Here is a 19,915-nt window from a genome sequence, read left to right on the forward strand (position 1 = left end):
TCGGCGTTCGTTGTCGGCCAACTCGGCTCAAGAGGCGGGGAAGGCCTCATGGACCCCCGCAAAGGCCCTCTAGTTGGAAGATTTTCGAGACATTCATGACGCTTCTGTCGAGTTAATCCCCGCCCGGAATCAGCCCTATAGTGAATCGTTCCATAGCGCGTCAAAGTTCTTGCTAGCGTTACAGCTGTGTATCTCAAAGCCTTGTTTTCATTGGCAAATCAAATTTTTGACGTCAAGGAGGATTCACCTTGGAAGCCCTCTCCCTCGCACCGCGACGTCTGCTTCTGGTGGATCCCTGCGACCAGTGCCGGCGCCTGCAGCCGCACCTGGAGGAGGCGGGCTGGCTGGTGTCAAGCCAGAGCCTGGACCAGGCCCAGGCGGCCAGCTACGACATCGGCTTGCTGCGCTTGAGGACGGAGCACCTGCTTAGACCCGAAGGGGTCAAGCACCTGATCAGTCGCAGCGGCACCGAGTGGATCGCCCTGGTTGACCCGTTGGCCGAGGACGTACAGGGGCTGGACGAGTTCATTGGCGAGTGGTTCTTCGACGCCCTCGCCCTGCCGGTGGACCTGCCTCGCCTGCAGGGCCTCCTGGGACGGGCCTTCGGCATCGCCCGCTTGCGCGGCATCGGCACCCGCCGGGGGGATCAGCATGAACTCCTGGGCCAGAGCCGGCCCTTGCGGGAGTTGCGCAAGCAGCTGGCGCGGCTGGGCCCCAGCGACAGGCCGGTGCTGATCCTCGGGGAAAGCGGCAGCGGCAAGGAGCTGGTGGCGAGGACCTTGCATCGGATGTCGCGGCGCGTGGGCCAGCCGTTCGTGAGTTTCAACTGCGGCATGCTGCCCGAAGCGGAGACCGCCAACCTGCTGTTCTCCCACCAGGGAAAGCTGGTCGCGGCCAACGGCGGGACCTTGTTTCTCGACGCCATTCATGACCTTCCGCAGGGGCAGCACGAGCGGTTGCTGAACTGCCTTCGAAACAAGGTGCTGCGCCGTGCCGATGGTGAGTCCCAGGCCCTGGACCTGCGGGTGCTGGCCTCCAGCCGCGAGGACCTGGAGGAGCGGGTGGAACAGGGGACCTTCCATCCCGGCCTGCGTCAGTGGCTGGAGCAGAACCGGCTCACCATCACGCCGCTGCGCAAGCGCCAGGGCGACATCGCCCTGCTGGCCAGCTACTTCGTCGAGCTCTACAGCCTGGAGGCCGGGCGACGTTCCACCCATTTCAGCGAGGAAGCCCTGGCGGCCATGGTGCGCCACCGTTGGCCGGGCAATGTGCGGGAGTTGGCCAGCCGGGTCCGTCGGGGCTACGCGCTGGCGGAAGGGGGGCCTATCGAGGCCGATGACCTGGGATTGCACAGCGCCCCGGCGGACGCGGTCCCGCTGGGTACGCTGGAGGACTACAAGCGCCGGGCGGAGTACCAGGCCCTGTGCGACGCCCTGGCGCACTACAGCAGCAACCTCAGCCATGCGGCCAAGGTGCTGGGGGTGTCGCGGCCGACCTTCTACCGGTTGCTGCACAAGCACCAGTTGCTCTAGGGGCCGGGTGATCGGCTCCGGCTCACATGCCGTTGGCGAAAGCGGGGATGCCCAGGTCGATGGCGGCGCGCACCGGTTTCAGGGCCACGGCGTAGCGGGCGAGGATATCCAGGTCGTAGTCGATCCGGTCGCGGATGCGCTGGTCGTCCTCGCTGGCCGCATCGGTCTCGTTCAGCACTTTTTCGACGCCACGGACGATCAGGTGCTCCGGCAGGTAGCAGAGGCGGCAGTTCTTGTAGCTGGAGGCCCGCAGTTCGCTGATGGGGTAGCTGCCGCCGATCCCCGAGGAGACGCCTACCAGCAGGCCCGGCTTGTGGGCCAGTTCGGCCTTGCTGGCATAGATGAAGAAGTTCTTGATGGCCGGACAGGCCATGCCGTTCCACTCGGGGGCGATCACCACCACGGCATCCGCTGCGCGCAGCTGCTGCTGGTACTGGCTCCAGGGGCCGGTGTCCTCGGCGGGCCAGAGGGGCAGCGGGCCCTGGCCGAGGTCGATGATGGAGCAGCCGTCGGGACTGGCCTTGTCCAGGTCGATCAGGCGCTGGCGGAGGAAGCGGGCGACCTTGCCCGACTGGCTGTTGGCGCGGCTGGAGCCGGCGATCAGGACGATGTTGAGCATCTGGGGGTTCCTTGTTGAGACCGTGGCGCAGGCTAGCCGGGGCGAAGACCCGCGGCAAGCGAGCGCACGACAGTTCTGCCTGCGGATTACGCCAGGGCTGATGGGTTTCGCTTCGTGTTCGCTCTACCCAGCTACGGGGCGGAGGCGTGTGGCGAAGCCCGGTAGGATGGGTAGAGCCTGCGAAACCCATCGAGGCCGGCTGATGGGTTTCGCTTCGCTACGTAATCAACCCTTGAAGCAGGCTACACCGGCTGCGCGTGCTTCAGGCCGCCTCAGGCGCGGAACTGGTCCATCAGGCCCTGCTGGTGGTTGGCCAGGCGGTTCAGGGCCTGGCTGACCTGGGCGGATTCCTCGGCCTGGCCGGAGAGGGATTCGGTCACGTCGCGGATGGCCGCCACGTTGCGGTTGATCTCCTCGGCCACGGCGCTCTGTTCCTCGGCGGCGCTGGCGATCTGCAGGTTCATGTCGGTGATCACGGTCACCGCGTTGCCGATCCGTTGCAGGGCGGCCACGGCCTGCTCCACCTGCTCCACGCTGCCCTGGGCCTGGCGGTGGCTGCTGTGCATCGAACCCACCACTTCGCGGGTACCGTGCTGCAGGCCTTCGATCACCTGGCGGATTTCCTCCACCGAGTCCTGGGTGCGCCTGGCCAGGTTGCGCACCTCGTCGGCCACCACGGCGAAGCCCCGGCCCGCCTCGCCGGCGCGGGCGGCCTCGATGGCGGCGTTGAGGGCCAGCAGGTTGGTCTGCTCGGCGATGGCGCGGATCACCTCCAGCACCGAGCCGATCTGCTCGCTGCTGTTGGCCAGGGCCTGCACTTCTTCCATGGCCGCGCTCATCTCGCTGGCCAGCTGTTCGATGGCGCTGGTGGTGCGGCCGATCACGCCGAGGCCTTCGCGGGTGGCCTGGTCGGCGCCCCGTGCGGCTTCGGCGGCCTGGGCGGCGCTGCGGGCGACGTCCTGGGCGGTGGCGCTCATTTCGTGGGAGGCGGTGGCGACCTGGTCCACTTCGCGGAACTGCTGCTGCATGCCGGCGCTGGTCTGGCTGGCGATGGCGGCGGACTGGTCGGCGGTGCCCCGGGCGTCCTGCACCGAGCGTTTGACGTCGGCGATGGTGGGCTGGAGCTTGTCGAGGAAGCGGTTGAACCAGCCGGCCAGCTCGCCGAGTTCGTCCTGGCGGGCGTAATCGAGGCGACGGGTGAGGTCGCCTTCGCCGCTGGCGATATCCCTGAGCATGCCGGCGACGCCCTGGATCGGCCGGGTCACGCCGCGCGCGGTGAGCCAGACCAGCAGCAGGCCGGCGATGGCGGCCAGGATGCCGATCAGCAGGCCGGTGAGGTTGGCGGCCTGGTTCTGGGCACTCAGCTTGGCGTCGAGCTCCAGTGCGGGCGCCAACAGCACCTGTTCGGGAACCTCCAGCAGGACGCTCCAGGGCGCGGCGGTGGGGATCGGCTTGAAGGGTTCCATCACCCGCAGCAGGCCGTCGTGCTGCATTTCCAAGGCCTTGCCGGCCTGGAGGTTGCCGGCCAGTTCCCCGGCGTTGGCGCCGAAGGCCTTGTCCAGCTTGGCGCTGAGCAGGCTGGCGTCCCGGCTGTGTCCCGCGAGCAGGCCGGCCGGGCTGAGGATGCTGACGTGGCCGTTGCCTTCGTACAGCTCGCGGTTACCGGCGACGCTGAGTTGCTGGAGCCGCTCCAGGCTGATGTCGAGACCCATGACGCCGACGGTCTTGCCGTCCAGTTGCAGCGGGAAGGCGATGCTGGTCATGAGGATCTGGCGGTCCCCGACGTTATCGAAGTAGGGGTCCAGCACGCAGGACTGTCCGGTTTTCATCGGGCAGGTGTACCAGGCGTTATAGGGAGCGCCGCTGGGGCCGGTGCTGCTGTCGGCCAGCAGTTCCTCGGTCATGGATTCCGATTCCAGCGTGCCGGGGGTGGGCTGTGCCCAGTAGAGGGAGAAGCGGCCCTTGTCGTTGCTGCCCAGCTCCGGCTGGTCGACGAAGAGTTCGTCCTTGCCGTCGAGGGCGTTGGGCTCGAACACCAGGTAGAGGCCGAGGATCTCGGGATTGGCTTCCAGGCTGGTGCGCACCTGGCGCGTCAGGTCCTCGCGCAGGTCGAAGGCGTCGAGGAAGCGTTTCTCGGCCTGCTCCTTGAGGAACAGCACCTGCCGGGAGAAACCCTTGCCGTACTGGTAGTTGTCCATGAAGTAGCGCTGGATGCGGATCGCCTGGAGCTCGGCGCGGGCCTGCAGGCGCAGGCGGGCGCTCTGCTCGAGCATCTGGCGGCTGTCGGCCTGGACCAGGCTGGCGCTGCGTTGGGATTGGTACAGGGACGAACCGACCAGCAGGCTCACGATGGCCAGCAGGCAGAGGCCGGCGAGCAGGGTGATCTTCCACTGGATGGACAGTCGATTGAACGGCATTGGGATTTCCTTCTGTCTCGTCGGAACTGCATTCGTTATCGGCGCCGGTGCCGGTTGCTTGACGCCAGGACGACGAATAGCCGTGCGAAATGCACGAGGGCGCAATTTGCAGGCAAGAATTATGCACACTCCGAACGATATTCCGAACGCTTTTGACAGGAGGTGCCGCGTTCGGCAGAGTGCGCGCTTTTTTTCGCGGCGAAGCCGCGTCTTGCGTGGCCGGGATATCCCGAGGAGGAATGATGAATGCGGTAGTGGCGGCGGTAGGGATAATGCTGGTCCTCAGCCTGTGCCGGGTGCATGTGGTGGTGGCCCTGATCGTGGGGGCCCTGGCGGGCGGACTGGTGGGCGGACTGGGGATCGAAGGCTCCCTGGCGGCCTTCAACAAGGGCCTGGGGGGTGGCGCAACCGTGGCCCTGTCCTACGCGCTGCTGGGCGCGTTCGCCGTGGCGATTGCCCGTTCCGGCCTGGCCCATGCGCTGGCGGACAAGGCGCTGACCCTGGTGGGACGGCAGGACGCGAGTGGCGGGAGTGCACTGAAATGGTTGCTGCTGGCCCTGCTGCTGTGCGTGGCGATCGCGTCGCAGAACGTCCTGCCCATCCACATCGCCTTCATTCCGCTGCTGGTGCCGCCGCTGCTCTATGTGATGACGCGGCTGGCCATCGATCGCCGACTGGTCGCCTGCGTGATCACCTTCGGCCTCATCACGCCCTACATGTTCCTGCCGGTGGGCTTCGGCAACATCTTCCTGAACGAGATCCTGCTGGCGAATGTGGTGAAAAGTGGCGTCGACGTTACCGGTGTGAAGGTTACCGAGGCCATGTCGATACCGGCGCTGGGCATGGTGGCCGGGTTGCTCGTCGCGGTGCTCTTCAGCTACCGCCGCAAGCGGGTCTATGACCTGGATCGCATCGCCCAGGCGGAGCAGGTGAGCGTCTCCTACAACCCCATGAGCCTGGTGGTGGCGGGCGTGGCCATCCTGGTGGCCTTCGTGGTCCAGCTCTGGCTGGACTCCATGATCATCGGCGCGCTGCTGGGGTTCGTGATCTTCTCGCTGTCCGGCGTGGTTCGTTGGCGGGAAGCGGACAGCCTGTTCACCGAGGGCATGAAGATGATGGCGATGATCGGCTTCATCATGATCGCCGCAGCCGGTTTCGCCGAGGTGCTGCGGGAAACCGGGCATGTGCAGACGCTGGTGGACGCTTCCGCGGCCTGGATCGGCAACAGCAAGGCGGTGGGTGCATTGCTGATGCTGCTGGTGGGGCTGCTGGTGACCATGGGCATCGGCTCGTCCTTCTCGACGGTGCCGATCATCGCGGCGATCTTCGTGCCGCTGTGCGTGCAACTGGGCTTCAGCCCGCTGGCGATCGTCAGCATCGTCGGTACCGCCGGTGCCCTGGGCGATGCCGGTTCGCCGGCTTCCGACTCCACCCTGGGCCCCACCTCGGGCCTGAACGTGGATGGCCAGCACAATCATATCTGGGACACCGTGGTGCCCACCTTTCTGCACTACAACCTGCCGCTGCTGGCCTTTGGCTGGGTGGCGGCGATGGTGCTCTGAGCCTTTCCCCTCCGGGGGGAACTGCTTGATCCATACGACCGACCGGTCACTTTAGAACGTCACGGGGTTGCCGATACAACGGCGACCCCGTTCCATTTCCGGACCTGCCTGCCGAGGACCGCCCGATGCGATTGACCCTGAAGACCAAAGTCCTGCTGCTGGCCCTGGTGCCGGTGATCCTGTTCGCCCTGGTGTTGTCCGGTGCCGTGACCCAGGTGATCCATAGCCTGGCTGCGGATGAAGTGAAGAACACCCGTGAGCGGCTGATGGAAGAGAGCCGCCAGGAGCTGCGCAACTACATGCAGATCGCCCTGGGCTCGGTGCAGGCGCTGTACGACGCCTCGGCGCAGGGGGACCAGGCCAGCCGCGACCAGGCCATCGCCATCCTGGCGAAGATCAAGTACGGCAAGGACGGTTACTTCTTCGGCTACGACTCCCAGGTGATCCGCCTGTTCCGGGGGGACAGCCCCGTTGATGTGGGCAAGAGCTTCGCCGGCCGCAAGGACCCGAACGGCGTGGCGGTGAACGATCGCCTGGTGGCGGTGGCGAAGGACGGGTCCAACTATGTCGAGTACAGCTCGGCGTTGCCGGGGAACGAGAGTGTGCTGGTGCCGAAGTTGGCCTACAGCTACTACCTGCCCAAGTGGGACCTGGCCCTGGGCACCGCGGTCAACCTGGATGGCGTCGCCGCCCAGGTCGCCGAGGTGGAGGCGGAGATCGACGAACGAGTGAGCACCATAGTCACCAGCGTGGTGGTCATCGCCGCCCTGTTGCTGGCGGTGGTCGGGTTGGCGGGCCTGGGCCTGGCCAATGCCCTGGTCCGCCCGTTGCAGCGGATCAAGGCGAATCTCGATGACATCGCCGCCGGCGAAGGCGATCTGACCCGCCGGCTGACGGTGGACAGCCGCGACGAACTGGGCGAACTGGCCGGCTCCTTCAACCGCTTCGTCGAGAAGATCCACGGTCTGGTGCGGCAGATCGTCGAGATGACCGAGCAGCTCACTGGCCTGGTGGGAGAAGTGGCGGCCCAGGCCCAGCGTTCCGAGCAGGCCATGGAGCGGCAGCGCCAGGAGACCGATCAGGTGGCCACGGCCATCAACGAGATGTCCGCCGCCGCCCATGAGGTGGCTCGCAGTGCCCAGGGCGCCGCCGAGGCGGCGCAGAAGACCGATCACGAGGGCCAGGCCGCCAAGCAGGTGGTGGACGGAAGCATCAGTCGCATCCATGCCCTGGTCGGCGATATTCGCAGCAGCGGCGTTTCCCTCGACAGCCTGCAGCAGGACGTGCAGTCCATCGTCAGCGTGTTGGGGGTGATTCGCTCCATCGCCGAGCAGACCAACCTGCTGGCCCTTAACGCCGCCATCGAGGCCGCGCGCGCGGGCGAGGCCGGACGGGGGTTTGCCGTGGTGGCGGACGAAGTGCGCGCCCTGGCCAGCCGCACCCAGCAGAGCACGCAGGAAATCCAGGGCATGATTGATCGCTTGCAGCAGGGCACCCAGGATGCGGTAACCGCGATGCGTCGCTCCAGCGATGCCGGGGACACCACCAGCCAGCAGGCCAACCAGGCTGGCGCCTCCCTCGACGCCATCGCGGGCCTGATCGGCACCATCAACGCCATGAACGCCCAGATCGCCAGCGCCGCCGAGGAACAGACGGCGGTGGCCGAGGAGATCAACCGCAGCGTTCACCAGATCGCCGTGGCGGTGGACAGCGTCGCCGAGGAAACCCGTCATGGTGCCGATACCGCGCGCAACCTGGCCCGGCTGGGCGACGGCCTGGGCGGACTGGTGAAGCAGTTCAGGATCTGAACCCAGGCTGCGGCGCCTTCGCGCGCCGACAGCGGGCAGGCAAAGAAAAACCCGGCACCAGGCCGGGTTTTTCTTTGTGCGGGTGACGTCTTACTGGGCCAGGGCCACCAGACCGGAATGCTGGACCAGCTCCAGCAGCGGCTGCGGGTAGACGCCGAGGAAGAACGCGAGGATGGCCACGAACAGCAGCATGATGCCGCCGGCGCGCTGGGCCCAGTGCATGTCGGCGTCGTGGCGGCGCAGGTTCGGCTCCACCAGGAACAGGGTGACCATGACGCGCAGGTAGTAGAAGACCCCGATGGCGCTACCCAGCACCATGGCGCCCAGCAGCCACCACAAGCCGGATTCCACGCCGGCCGCGATCACGAAGAACTTGCCGATGAAGCCGGCGGTCAGCGGGATACCGGCCAGCGACAGCATCATCACGGTGAGCACCGCGGTCAGGTACGGACGGCGCCAGAACAGGCCGCGGTACTCGTACAGGGCGTCGCAGTCACGGCCGCTGTAGGGCGTCGACATCAGGGTGACCACACCGAAGGCGCCGAGGCTGGTGAGCACGTAGGTGGCCAGGTAGACGCCGATGGCTTCCACCGCCAGGCCCTTGCTGGCGATCAGCGCCACCAGCAGGTAGCCGAAGTGGGCGATGGAGGAGTAGCCGAGCAGGCGCTTGATGTTGTTCTGCACCAGGGCCAGCAGGTTGCCGAAGAGGATGGAGGCGATGGCGATCAGGGTCAGCAGGTCGTTCAGCCAGCCGCCGGCGGTGGCCGGGGAGAGCTGGTACAGGCGCAGCAGCACGGCGAACACGGCCACCTTGCTGGCGGTGGCCAGGAACGCGGCCACCGGTGCAGGGGCGCCTTCGTACACGTCCGGGGTCCAGAGGTGGAAGGGGACCAGGGACAGCTTGAACGCCAGGCCGATGAGCATCATGCCGATGCCGAGCTGGGACAGGACACTGGACGTGCCGGCGGCGGCCAACTGGCTGAAGCTCAGGCTGCCGGCGTCGGCGTAGAGCAGGGCCATGCCGAACAGCAGGAAGGCGGAACCGGCGGCGGACAGCACCATGTACTTGATGCCGGCTTCCAGGGAGCGCTTGTTGAAGAAGGCATAGGCCACCAGGCCATAGACCGGCACCGAAAGCAGTTCCAGGCCGATGAACAGGCCGGCCAGGTGCTGCGCCGTGACCAGCACCAGGCCACCGGCGGCGGACAGGAGGATCAGCAGGTACATTTCCTCGCGGTTGCCCGGGTAACCCTTGCCGGATTCGCCGCCCAGGTAGGCGTGGATCAGGGTGACGCAGGCCAGGGTTCCGGCCAGCACCAGCGCCATGTAGAAGGCGCCGAAGTGATCCACCATCATCAGCGGCGTCACTTCCAGGGGCGCGACCTTGAGGGTGGGGAGGAGGGACAGCAGGGCCAGGTTCAGGCCGATGACCGAGAGGCCGAAGGTCCAGGAGTGGTGCCGCTTCCAGGCGATGGCCAGCATCACCACGACTATGGTGGCGCAGGTGACCAGCAGCGGTAGCAGGGCGATGAAGTGTTGTGTCGTGAATTCCATGGTCTGCTTACCGGGCTACGAGTTGGTTGACGGCGGATTCCAGCCACTGGTGCACGCCATGCATGCTCGCAGCGGAAGTATCCAGCACCGGTTGCGGGTAGACGCCGAGAAGGATCAGGAGCACGGCGAGGCCGAGCACCATGATGAGCTCGCGGGAGCGCAGGCCTTCGTAGGCGTTCTCGTTCTTGCCCGGGCCGAAGTAGGCGCGGTGGATCATGATCAGCGAGTAGACGGAGCCGAAGACCAGGCCGGTGGATGCCAGGACGGCGATCCAGGGCACCTGCTGGAAGGCCCCCACGAGGATCAGGAACTCGCCGACGAAGTTGCCGGTGCCCGGAAGGCCCAGGGCGGCGGCGGCGAAGAACAGGCTGATGGCCGGCAGGTAGGGCATGCGGTTCCAGATTCCGCCCATCTCGCGCATGTCACGGGTGTGCAGGCGCTCGTACAGCTGGCCGCAGAGGATGAAGAGCGCCGCGGCGGAAAGGCCGTGGGCGATCATCTGCACCACGGCGCCCTGCAGGGCGATCTGGCTGCCGGAGTAGATGGCGATCAGCACGAAGCCCATGTGGGACACGCTGGAGTAGGCCACCAGGCGCTTGATGTCGGTCTGGGCGAACGACAGCAGGGCGCCGTAGACGATGGCGAACACGCCGAGCCACTGGGCGATCGGCGCGAACTCGGCCGAGGCGTTGGGGAACAGCGGCAGGGCGAAGCGGATCATGCCGTAGGCGGCGGTCTTCAGCAGGATGCCGGCCAGGTCCACGGAGCCAGCGGTCGGGGCCTGGGCGTGGGCGTCGGGCAGCCAGGAGTGGAAGGGCACCACCGGGAACTTCACCGCGAAGGCGATGAAGAAGCCCAGCATCAGCAGGTATTCGGTGCCGGGCGCCAGTTGGGCCTTCAGCAGGTCGGCGTAGTTGAAGGTCAGCACGCCGGTGTTGCTGTAGTTCACCAGGACCAGGCCGAGGATGGCCACCAGCATCACCAGGCCACTGGCCTGGGTGTAGATGAAGAACTTGGTGGCGGCGGTGATGCGGGTCTTGCCCTTGCTGCCGCTGTGACCCCAGAGCGCGATGAGGAAGTACATCGGCACCAGCATCATTTCCCAGAAGAAGAAGAACAGGAACAGGTCGATGGCCAGGAACACGCCGACGACGCCGCCCAGGATCCACATCAGGTTGAGGTGGAAGAAGCCGACGCGGTTCTGGATCTCGCGCCAGGAGCAGAGCACGGAGAGGACGCCGAGCAGGCCGGTGAGGACCACCATCAGCACCGACAGGCCGTCCATCGCCAGGTGGATGGTGACGCCGAAGCGCTCGATCCACTGCACCTGGAACTCGTGGGCCCACTCCGGGGCGGTGCCTGGCGACGGCGCCAGGGTGAAGTCGCCGGTCAGCCACAGCCAGAGGCCGAGGACGAACAGCAGGGACATGGTCAGCAGTGCGATCCAGCGGGGCAGGGTGGAGCTGAAGCGCTCACCCTGCCAGCAGAGCAGGCCGCCGATGAAGGGAATCAGGATTAGCCAGGGCAGAATCATGACGGGCGGAGTTCCTTAAGAAGATTCAGGTCAGCAGCACGGCGCCGAGCACGAGCACGGCTCCGCCGACGATGGACACGGCGTACCAGCGCAGCTGGCCCGTCTGGCTACGACTCAGGGCAAAGTTGCCACCCCGTACCAGGCGCGGGACCAGGCCGATGGTGCCGTCGATGGGGTCGCGACGGAGCAGGCGGCAGATCAGCAGGTACGGCTTGACGAAGAGCAGGTCGTAGAGCCAGTCGAAGCCCCAGGCGGCGTACCACCAGGCCCCGAGGAAGCGGCCTGGCGCGCTCTGGGCGAGGGCGCTGACGAAGCGGCGCTTGCCGAGGAAGAGCAGCGCCGCCAGTAGGATGCCCGCCAGGGCGATGGCGCCCGAGGCGATCTCCAGGCTGTGCTTGGCTTCGCCTCCGGCATGGCCGACGCTCTCCGGCAGCACGCCGGCCAGCGGCGGGGTGATCAGCGCGCCGACGAAGGTAGACAGCACGATCAGCACGCAGAGCGGCAACCAGTGGGCGATGCCATGGCCGGCGTGGGCTTCGGTCTTCGCTTCGCCGTGGAAGGCGATGAAGATCAGGCGGAAGGTGTAGATCGAAGTCAGGAAGGCACCGGCCAGGCCCGCGTAGAGCAGCCCGGAGTGACCACTGGCGAAGGCTTCCCAGAGGATCTCGTCCTTGGAGTAGAAACCGGCGGTGACCAGGGGCAATGCCGCCAGGGCCGCGCCGCCGACGATGAAGCTGGCGTAGGCCAGCGGCAGCTTCTTCCACAGGCCGCCCATCTTGAAGATGTTCTGCTCGTGGTGGCAGGCGTTGATCACCGCACCGGAGGCGAGGAACAGCAGGGCCTTGAAGAAGGCGTGGGTCATCAGGTGGAAGATCGCCGCATCCCAGGCGCCGACGCCGAGCGCCAGGAACATGTAGCCGATCTGGCTCATGGTGGAGTAGGCGAGGATCCGCTTGATGTCCGTCTGCACCAGCGCGGCGAAGCCGGCCAGGACCAGGGTGACGCCACCGACGATGCCCACCAGTTCGAGGATCTCGGGGGTCAGAAGGAACAGGCCGTGGGTACGGGCGATGAGGTAGACGCCCGCGGTCACCATGGTGGCCGCGTGGATCAGCGCGGACACCGGGGTCGGGCCCGCCATCGCGTCGGCCAGCCAGGTCTGCAGCGGCAGCTGGGCGGACTTGCCCACGGCGCCGCCCAGCAGCATCAGGGTGGCGACCCAGAGCCAGGCGTCACCGGCCACGTACTTCTCGGGGGCCAGCTTCATCAGCTCCTGGATGTTCAGGGTGCCCAGGTGCATGAAGAGGATGAACAGGCCGATGGCCATGAACACGTCGCCCACGCGGGTGACGATGAACGCCTTGAGCGCCGCGTTGCCGTTGGCGGTGTGCTTGAAGTAGAAGCCGATCAGCAGGTACGAGCACAGCCCCACGCCTTCCCAGCCGAAGTAGAGGAAGAGCAGGTTATCGCCCAGCACCAGGAACAGCATGCTGGCGATGAACAGGTTGGTGTAGGCGAAGAAGCGGGAGTAACCCTCCTCGCCGCGCATGTACCAGGACGCGAACAGGTGGATCAGGAAGCCGACGCCGGTGACCACGCCGAGCATGGTCAGGGACAGGCCGTCCAGATAGAGGGTGAAGCTGGGGGCGAAGCCCGCCACGCTCATCCATTGCCAGAGCACCTGGGTGTAGACGCCGCCTTCCGGCGGGGCCACGTTGAACTGCCAGATGATCGAGGCGGCCACCAGGGCCGACAGGCCGACGGAGCCCACGCCGATGACGGCGGAGGCGTTTTCGGAGAGACGCCCGCGGGAGAAGGCCAGGATGAGCCAGCCGAGCAGCGGGAACAGGCAAGTGAGGAATAGAAGGTTCATCCGCGCATCTCGCTGGCAGCGTCGATATCGAGGGTATGGAAGCGGCGGTACAGCTGCAGCAGGATCGCCAGTCCGATGGAGGCTTCGGCGGCTGCGAGGCTGATCACCAGAATGAACATGATCTGGCCGTCAGGCTGGGCCCAGCGGGCGCCGGCGACCACGAAGGCCAGGGCGGCGGCGTTCATCATGACTTCCAGGCTCATGAGCACGAACAGGATGTTGCGGCGCACCATCAGGCCGACGAGGCCCAGGCAGAAAAGGACGCCGGCGACCGCAAGGCCATGTTCCAGTGGGATTGCATTCATGGCGTTACTCCTTGGCTTCGTGGCGGCCGAGGTGGAAGGCGGCGACCAGGGCTGCCAGCAGCAGCATGGAGGCCAGTTCCACGGCGAGCAGGTAGGGGCCGAACAGGGCGATGCCCACTGCCTTGGAATCCACGGTGGTGTGACCGATGGTGGCGCCGCTGGCATTGCCGAACAGCACGTACAGCAGTTCCGCCAGCAGGATCAGGGACAGCAGCGCGGGCCCGGTCCAGATGCCGGGTTTGAGCCACTTCTTCTCCTGCTCGGCAATCGCCGGTCCGAGGTTCAGCATCATGACCACGAAGACGAACAGCACCATGATGGCGCCGGCGTAGACGATGATTTCCAGGGCGCCGGCGAAGGGCGCGCCCAGGGCGAAGAAGCACATCGACACCGCCAGCAGCGAGACGATGAGGTAGAGCAGGGCATGCACCGGGTTGGTGTTGGTGATCACCCGCAGGGTGGACACCACGGCGACGCCGGAAGCGAAATAGAAAGCGAATTCCACGCGACGTCTCCTTAGGGCAGCAGGCTCTTCACGTTGATCGGCTCGGCCTCGTCCTGCGCGGCGCCTTTCGGCTTGCCGGCGATGGCCATGCCCGCAACGCGGTAGAAGTTGTAGTCCGGGTTCTTGCCGGGGCCGGAGATCAGCAGGTCTTCCTTCTCGTACACCAGGTCCTGGCGCTTGAACTCGCCCATCTCGAAATCCGGGGTCAGCTGGATCGCGGTGGTGGGGCAGGCTTCCTCGCACAGGCCGCAGAAGATGCAGCGGGAGAAGTTGATGCGGAAGAACTCGGGGTACCAGCGTCCATCCTCGGTCTCGGCCTTCTGCAGGGAGATGCAGCCGACCGGGCAGGCCACGGCGCACAGGTTGCAGGCAACGCAGCGCTCCTCGCCGTCGGGGTCGCGGGTGAGCACGATACGACCGCGGTAACGCGGCGGCAGGTACACGGGCTCTTCGGGGTATTGCAGGGTGTCACGCTTGCGGAAGGCATGGCTGAACACCATCACCAGGCTGCGAAGCTGGGTGTAGGTGCCATGCACGACATGGATGATTTCTTTGATCATGGCATTTCTCCTTACTGGGCCGAGGCCAGCACCAGGGCGCCGGTCACCAGCAGGTTGATCAGGGTCAGCGGCAGGCACACCTTCCAGCTGAAGGCCATCACCTGGTCATAGCGCGGGCGTGGGATGGACGCGCGCAGCAGGATGAACAGCATGATGAAGAAGGCGGTCTTCAGGGCGAACCAGATGAAGGGGATCTGCGGCAGGATGCCGAAGGGGCCGTGCCAGCCGCCGAAGAACAGGGTCACCAGCAGGGCGGAGATCAGCACGATGCCGATGTACTCGCCGACGAAGAACATGCCCCATTTCATGCCGGCGTATTCGATGTGATAGCCGTCGGCCAGTTCCTGCTCCGCTTCCGGCTGGTCGAAGGGGTGACGGTGGGTCACCGCGACGCCGGCGATGAAGAAGGTACAGAAGCCGAAGAACTGCGGAATGATGAACCACAGGTTCTGGGCCTGGTACTCGACGATGTCGCGCATGTTGAAGGAGCCGACCTGGGCCACGATACCCATCAGCGACAGCGCCAGGAACACCTCGTAGGAGATGGTCTGGGCCGAGGCGCGCAGGCTGCCCAGCAGGGCGAACTTGTTGTTGCTCGACCAGCCGGCGAAGAGCACCGCGTACACCGCGATGCCGGCCATGGCGAAGAAGAACAGCACGCCGATGTTCAGGTCGGCCACGCCCCAGGTGGGGGTGACCGGCACCACGGCGAAGGCGATCAGCAGGGCACTCATGGCGATGATGGGCGCCAGGGTGAAGATCAGCTTGTCGGCGAACGGCGGGGTCCAGTCTTCCTTGAAGAACATCTTGATCATGTCCGCGCCCAGCTGGAAGGCGCCGAAGGGGCCCACGCGGTTCGGACCATAACGGTCCTGCCAGAGGCCCAGCAGGCGACGCTCCACCCAGGAGAGCAGGGCGCCGGTCACCACCACCGCCAGGAGAATGACGATGGCCTTGAGGACGGTGACGACGATGTCGATCAGTTCGGGCGTCAGCCAGCTCATTGCGCGGACTCCTGTACGGCAGTGACGACGGCGCCGGCGAAGGCGGCCGGGATGCCTGGCAGGCCGGTGGGCAGGCCCACCAGGCCGACGCCCAGTTCTTCCTTGATGGTCAGCGGCAGATGCAGGGTCTGGCCACCGAGGGTCAGGGCGAGCAGGGCGCCGTCGTTGACGCCGAGGCGGTCGGCTTCGTCCTTGGCCAGTGCCACGTAGGGCTGCGGGATGCGTTCCTGTACCGGGGCGGCACGGGCGCTGTTCTCCTCGCTGCCGAACAGGTGGTGCAGCGGCACGGCCTGCCAGGTGCCCTGGGCCGGATTGAAGGCGGCGTTCACCGCGAACCAGGGCAGGGACTGGCCGGAGGCCTCGATCAGGCGCACACCGGGGTCGCCGGCGCGCAGGTGACCGCCCACTTCGTCCTGGAACTTGTTCCAGGCCTGCGGGGAGTTCCAGCCCGGCGACCAGGCGAAGGGGATCTGCTGACGGGGCTCGGCGCTGCCGGCATAGCCTTCCATGGAGAAGGCGAAGGCGGAGTCCTTGTCCTGGGGCTGGCGCGGCTCGTGCACGCTGATGTTGGCGCGCATGGCGGTCCGGCCGCTGTAACGGTGCGGCTCGCGGGCGAGCTTCAGGCCCTTGATGCGGAAGGAGGCGGTGGGTGCGGCGTCGCGGATGCCGGCGAGCAGCGGGTTGCTCTCGGCGCAGGCGGCGGTGACCTGGTCCAGCTGGGTCCAGTCGACGGCCTTGCCCAGCAGGGTGCTGTGCAGCGCGTGCAGCCAGCGCCAGCCTTCACGGACCAGGATGTTGGCGTCGTAGTAGGTCGGGTCGAAGACCTGGAAGAAGCGCTGGGCGCGGCCTTCCAGGCTCACCAGGGTACCGTCGCCTTCGGCGAAGGAGGCCGCCGGCAGCACGAGGTGCGCGCGCTCCAGGGTGGCGGTCCGCTGGTGGTCGGCGACTATGACCACCTTGGCTGCGGCCAGGGCGGCATCCACCTTGGCGGCGTCGGCGCGGCGGTACAGGTCGTTCTCCAGCACCACGACGGCGTCGGCGCGGCCGGTGGTCAGGGCCTCCAGGGCGGCATCGACGGACTCGCCGCCGAACAGGGCCAGGCCCAGGCTGTTGGCTTCCGGTACCACCAGGCTGATGGAGCCGCTCTTCTCGCGGTTCTTCAGGGCGCTGGCGATGTTGGCGGCGGCCTCGATCAGGGCCTTTTCGCCCAGGGAGGCGCCGGAGATCACCAGCGGGCGCTTGGCGGCCAGCAGGGCGTCGGCGATGCGTTGCACCAGCTCACGGGCCTCGGTTTCCAGACCCTCGACGGCCGGTGCGCTCGGATCGATGGCATGGGCCACGGCGAAGCCGATGCGGGCGAGGTCGGCCGGGGCGGCGTGGACGCTTTCGGCGGCGACGTCATCCAGACGGGTCTCGGTGACGCTGGCGATGAACAGCGGGTTCAGGGCGTGCTGGGCGACGTTCTGCACGGCCGCCATGTGCCAGTCCTGGATCTTCATCGAGGCGGCGATTTCGGTGGCCTTGCCCTTGACGGCCTGGCGCAGGGCGAGGGCCATGCGGGCGGCGGTCTGGGTCAGGTCTTCGCCGAGGACGAAGATGGCGTCGTGGTTCTCCACGTCGCGCAGGGTGGGCACCGGTAGCGGGCCGTTCTGCAGGATGTCGCGGATCAGGCGGATATTTTCCAGCTCACCGGCGGCGATGCCGGAGTAGTAGTTCGCCTCACCCACCAGTTCGCGAAGTGCGAAGTTGCTTTCGAGGCTGGCGCGCGGCGAGCCGATGCCGATCACGCGCTTGCCCTTGAGCAGCTCGGCGGCCTTGTCCAGGGCGGCGTCCAGGCCCAGGTGCTGGTTGCCCAGCAGGGGCTGGCGCGGACGGTCCTCGCGGTTGACGTAGCCGTAGCCGAAGCGGCCGCGGTCGCAGAGGAAATACTGGTTCACCGAGCCGTTGAAACGGTTCTCGATGCGGCGGATCTCGCCGTAGCGCTCGCCGGGGCTGATGTTGCAGCCGCTGGAGCAGCCATGGCAGATGCTCGGGGCGAACTGCATGTCCCACTTGCGGTTGTAGCGCTCGGAGTGGGTCTTGTCGGTGAATACGCCGGTGGGGCAGACCTCCACCAGGTTGCCGGAGAACTCGCTCTCCAGCACCCCGTCCTCGACACGTCCGAAGTAGACGTTGTCGTGGGCACCGTAGACGCCGAGGTCGGTGCCGCCCGCGTAGTCCTTGTAGTAGCGCACGCAGCGGTAGCAGGCGATGCAGCGGTTCATCTCGTGGGCGATGAACGGGCCGAGCTCCTGGTTCTGGTGGGTGCGCTTGGTGAAACGGTAGCGACGGGCGTTGTGGCCGGTCATCACCGTCATGTCCTGCAGGTGGCAGTGACCGCCTTCCTCGCAGACCGGGCAGTCGTGCGGGTGGTTGGTCATCAGCCATTCGACGACGCTGGCACGGAACTGCTTGGCCTCTTCGTCGTCGATGGAAATCCAGGTGTTGTCGGTGGCGGGGGTCATGCAGGACATGACGAGGCGACCACGCTTGTCGTTCTCGTCGGTGTATTGCTTGACCGCGCACTGGCGGCAGGCGCCGACGCTACCGAGCGCCGGGTGCCAACAGAAGTAGGGGATGTCGAGTCCGAGGGACAGACAGGCCTGCAGGAGGTTGTCTGCACCATCGACTTCGAGCGTCTTGCCGTCTACGTGGATAGTGGCCATGGTTCAGTCTTCATCTGCCCGTGTGACCGGGCTTTGGCTAATGGAATCAGTCTGTGCGCGGGGCCGGGTGAGCGGCCGCCGCGCCACGAATGCTTCTTCTCAGGCGCCGATGGGGATCGGACGCGCTTGCGGAATCTGGCTGGTGATGCCGGCCTCGAATTCCGGACGGAAATACTTCATCGCACTGCCCAGCGGCTCGACGGCACCCGGTGCGTGGGCGCAGAAGGTCTTGCCTGGGCCGAGGAAGTTGACGAGCTGTTCCAGGGTCTCCAGGTCGCCGGGGCGGCCTTCGCCGCGCTCCAGGGCGCGCAGGAGCTTGACGCTCCAGGGCAGGCCATCACGGCAGGGAGTGCACCAGCCGCAGGATTCGCGGGCGAAGAACTCTTCCATGTTGCGCAGCAGGGAGACCATGTTGATGCTGTCGTCCACGGCCAGCGCCAGGCCGGTACCCATGCGGGTGCCTACCTTGGCGATGCCTGCGGCGTACATGGGGGCATCCAGGTGCTCGGGGAGCAGGAAGCCGGTGCCGGCCCCGCCGGGCTGCCAGCATTTCAGCTTGAAGCCGTCGCGCATGCCGCCGGCGTAATCCTCGAACAGCTCGCGGGCCGGAACGCCGAAGGGCAGCTCCCAGAGGCCGGGGTTCTTCACCTTGCCGGAGAAGCCCATGAGCTTGGTGCCCATGTCTTCGCTGCCCGGGCGGGCGAGGGTCTTGTACCAGTCCACGCCGTTGGCCACGATCGCCGGAACGTTGCACAGGGTCTCGACGTTGTTGACGCAGGTGGGCTTGCCCCAGACGCCGACGGCGGCGGGGAAGGGCGGCTTGGAGCGCGGGTTGGCGCGGCGGCCTTCCAGGGAGTTGATCAGGGCGGTCTCTTCACCGCAGATGTAGCGGCCGGCACCGGTGTGCACGAAGAGCTCGAAGTCGAAGCCCGAGCCCAGGATGTTCTTGCCCAGCAGGCCGGCGGCCTTGGCTTCGTCGATGGCGCGGTTGAGATTGCGCGCCGCGTCGACGTATTCGCCGCGCAGGAAGATGTAGCCGCGGTAGGCCTTGAGCGCACGCGCGGAGATCAGCATGCCTTCCACCAGCAGGTGGGGCAGCTGTTCCATCAGCATGCGGTCCTTCCAGGTGTTGGGTTCCATTTCGTCCGCGTTGCACAGCAGGTAGCGGATGTTCATGGATTCGTCGGCGGGCATCAGGCCCCACTTCACGCCGGTGGGGAAGCCAGCACCGCCGCGGCCCTTGAGGCCGGAGTCCTTGACGGTCTGCACGATGTCGGCCTGGGCCATCTCGCCCAGGGCCTTGCGCGCGGCCGCGTAGCCGTTCTTCTGCTGGTATTCCTCGAGCCAGACGGGTTGCGCGTCGTCGCGCAGGCGCCAGGTCAGCGGATGGGTTTCTTCGCTGCGGGCGATGCGGTTGGCCGGGCCGATGGAGGTAAGGGTCTTCATTGATAGGCCTCCAGCAACTGGGCGACGCCCTCGGCTTGCACGTCGCCGAAGGTGTCATCGTCGATCATCACGGCCGGGGCCTTGTCGCAGTTGCCCAGGCAGCAGACCGGGAGCAGGGTGAAGCGGTTGTCGGCCGTGGTCTGGCCGAGGCCGATGCCCAGCTGCTTCTGCATTTCGGCGACGACGGATTCGTGCCCGCCGATGTAGCAGGTCATGCTGTCGCACACGCGGATCACGTGGCGGCCCACGGGCTGCCGGAAGATCTGGCTGTAGAAGGTGGCGACGCCTTCGACGTCGGAGGCGGGGATGCCGAGTATCTCGCCAATGGCGTCGGCGGCGCCGTCAGGCACCCAGCCACGCTCCTTCTGGACGATCTTCAGGGCTTCGATGGACGCCGCGCGGGGGTCCTCGTAGTGGTGCATCTCGTGCTCGATGGCCGAGCGCTCGGTTTCGCTCAGGACGAAACGGTCGGTCTTGATAAGGGTGCTCAT

General features: G+C 66.5%; 15 protein-coding genes. 3 read left to right on the top strand and 12 right to left on the bottom strand.

All coding sequences use genetic code 11. The annotated features are described in order from the left end of the window. Positions 1–248 precede the first annotated feature (248 nt). A complete protein-coding gene (locus KF707C_RS13305; RefSeq protein ID WP_003448620.1) occupies positions 249–1,532 on the top strand; it encodes a sigma-54-dependent transcriptional regulator in 1,284 nt (427 codons plus the stop codon). A 22-nt stretch (positions 1,533–1,554) separates the two neighbouring features. Here KF707C_RS13305 and KF707C_RS13310 read toward each other — a convergent pair whose 3' ends face one another. Further along, on the bottom strand, positions 1,555–2,151 hold the full coding sequence (locus KF707C_RS13310; RefSeq protein ID WP_003448619.1) for an NADPH-dependent FMN reductase: 597 nt from the start codon (positions 2,149–2,151) through the stop codon (positions 1,555–1,557). Between the two features lie 272 nt (positions 2,152–2,423). Next, a complete protein-coding gene (locus KF707C_RS13315; protein WP_096368030.1) occupies positions 2,424–4,568 on the bottom strand; it encodes a methyl-accepting chemotaxis protein in 2,145 nt (714 codons plus the stop codon). 242 nt (positions 4,569–4,810) lie between these two features. Here KF707C_RS13315 and KF707C_RS13320 point away from each other — a divergent pair, with 242 nt between their 5' ends. Next, a complete protein-coding gene (locus KF707C_RS13320; protein WP_036993010.1) occupies positions 4,811–6,130 on the top strand; it encodes a Na+/H+ antiporter family protein in 1,320 nt (439 codons plus the stop codon). A 125-nt stretch (positions 6,131–6,255) separates the two neighbouring features. After that, a complete protein-coding gene (locus KF707C_RS13325) occupies positions 6,256–7,938 on the top strand; it encodes a methyl-accepting chemotaxis protein (protein ID WP_004421914.1) in 1,683 nt (560 codons plus the stop codon). 90 nt (positions 7,939–8,028) lie between these two features. On the opposite strand, the gene nuoN is transcribed toward KF707C_RS13325, so the two are convergent. The 10 genes from nuoN to nuoE all read right to left on the bottom strand — a co-directional run bounded on the left by nuoN (position 8,029) and on the right by nuoE (position 19,915). Next, on the bottom strand, positions 8,029–9,492 hold the full coding sequence (nuoN, locus tag KF707C_RS13330; protein ID WP_004421912.1) for an NADH-quinone oxidoreductase subunit NuoN: 1,464 nt from the start codon (positions 9,490–9,492) through the stop codon (positions 8,029–8,031). 7 nt (positions 9,493–9,499) lie between these two features. Then, the gene (gene nuoM, locus KF707C_RS13335; protein ID WP_004421911.1) at positions 9,500–11,026 is read right to left on the bottom strand and encodes an NADH-quinone oxidoreductase subunit M; all 1,527 of its coding nucleotides are present in this window, start codon (positions 11,024–11,026) and stop codon (positions 9,500–9,502) included. Positions 11,027–11,051: 25 nt separating this feature from the next. Beyond that, positions 11,052–12,899: an NADH-quinone oxidoreductase subunit L gene (gene nuoL, locus KF707C_RS13340; protein ID WP_004421910.1), complete on the bottom strand. Its 1,848-nt coding sequence runs from the start codon at positions 12,897–12,899 to the stop codon at positions 11,052–11,054. Next, a complete protein-coding gene (gene nuoK, locus KF707C_RS13345) occupies positions 12,896–13,204 on the bottom strand; it encodes an NADH-quinone oxidoreductase subunit NuoK (RefSeq protein ID WP_004421908.1) in 309 nt (102 codons plus the stop codon). Before nuoK ends, nuoL begins: the two co-directional genes overlap by 4 nt. Before the next feature lie 4 nt (positions 13,205–13,208). After that, positions 13,209–13,709: an NADH-quinone oxidoreductase subunit J gene (gene nuoJ, locus KF707C_RS13350; protein WP_004421906.1), complete on the bottom strand. Its 501-nt coding sequence runs from the start codon at positions 13,707–13,709 to the stop codon at positions 13,209–13,211. A gap of 11 nt (positions 13,710–13,720) precedes the next feature. Next, complete coding sequence (nuoI, locus tag KF707C_RS13355; protein ID WP_004421904.1) at positions 13,721–14,269, bottom strand: NADH-quinone oxidoreductase subunit NuoI; 549 nt, start codon at positions 14,267–14,269, stop codon at positions 13,721–13,723. Between the two features lie 11 nt (positions 14,270–14,280). Continuing rightward, a complete protein-coding gene (gene nuoH / locus KF707C_RS13360) occupies positions 14,281–15,273 on the bottom strand; it encodes an NADH-quinone oxidoreductase subunit NuoH (protein WP_004421903.1) in 993 nt (330 codons plus the stop codon). Beyond that, on the bottom strand, positions 15,270–17,978 hold the full coding sequence (gene nuoG, locus KF707C_RS13365) for an NADH-quinone oxidoreductase subunit NuoG (RefSeq protein ID WP_004421902.1): 2,709 nt from the start codon (positions 17,976–17,978) through the stop codon (positions 15,270–15,272). The genes nuoH and nuoG overlap by 4 nt, the downstream gene beginning before the upstream one ends. 99 nt (positions 17,979–18,077) lie before the next feature. Beyond that, complete coding sequence (gene nuoF, locus KF707C_RS13370) at positions 18,078–19,424, bottom strand: NADH-quinone oxidoreductase subunit NuoF (protein WP_004421900.1); 1,347 nt, start codon at positions 19,422–19,424, stop codon at positions 18,078–18,080. Further along, on the bottom strand, positions 19,421–19,915 hold the full coding sequence (gene nuoE / locus KF707C_RS13375) for an NADH-quinone oxidoreductase subunit NuoE (RefSeq protein WP_004421898.1): 495 nt from the start codon (positions 19,913–19,915) through the stop codon (positions 19,421–19,423). The genes nuoF and nuoE overlap by 4 nt, the downstream gene beginning before the upstream one ends.

Origin of the sequence: Pseudomonas furukawaii, from assembly GCF_002355475.1 — a bacterium.
Classification (GTDB): Bacteria; Pseudomonadota; Gammaproteobacteria; order Pseudomonadales; family Pseudomonadaceae; genus Metapseudomonas; species Metapseudomonas furukawaii.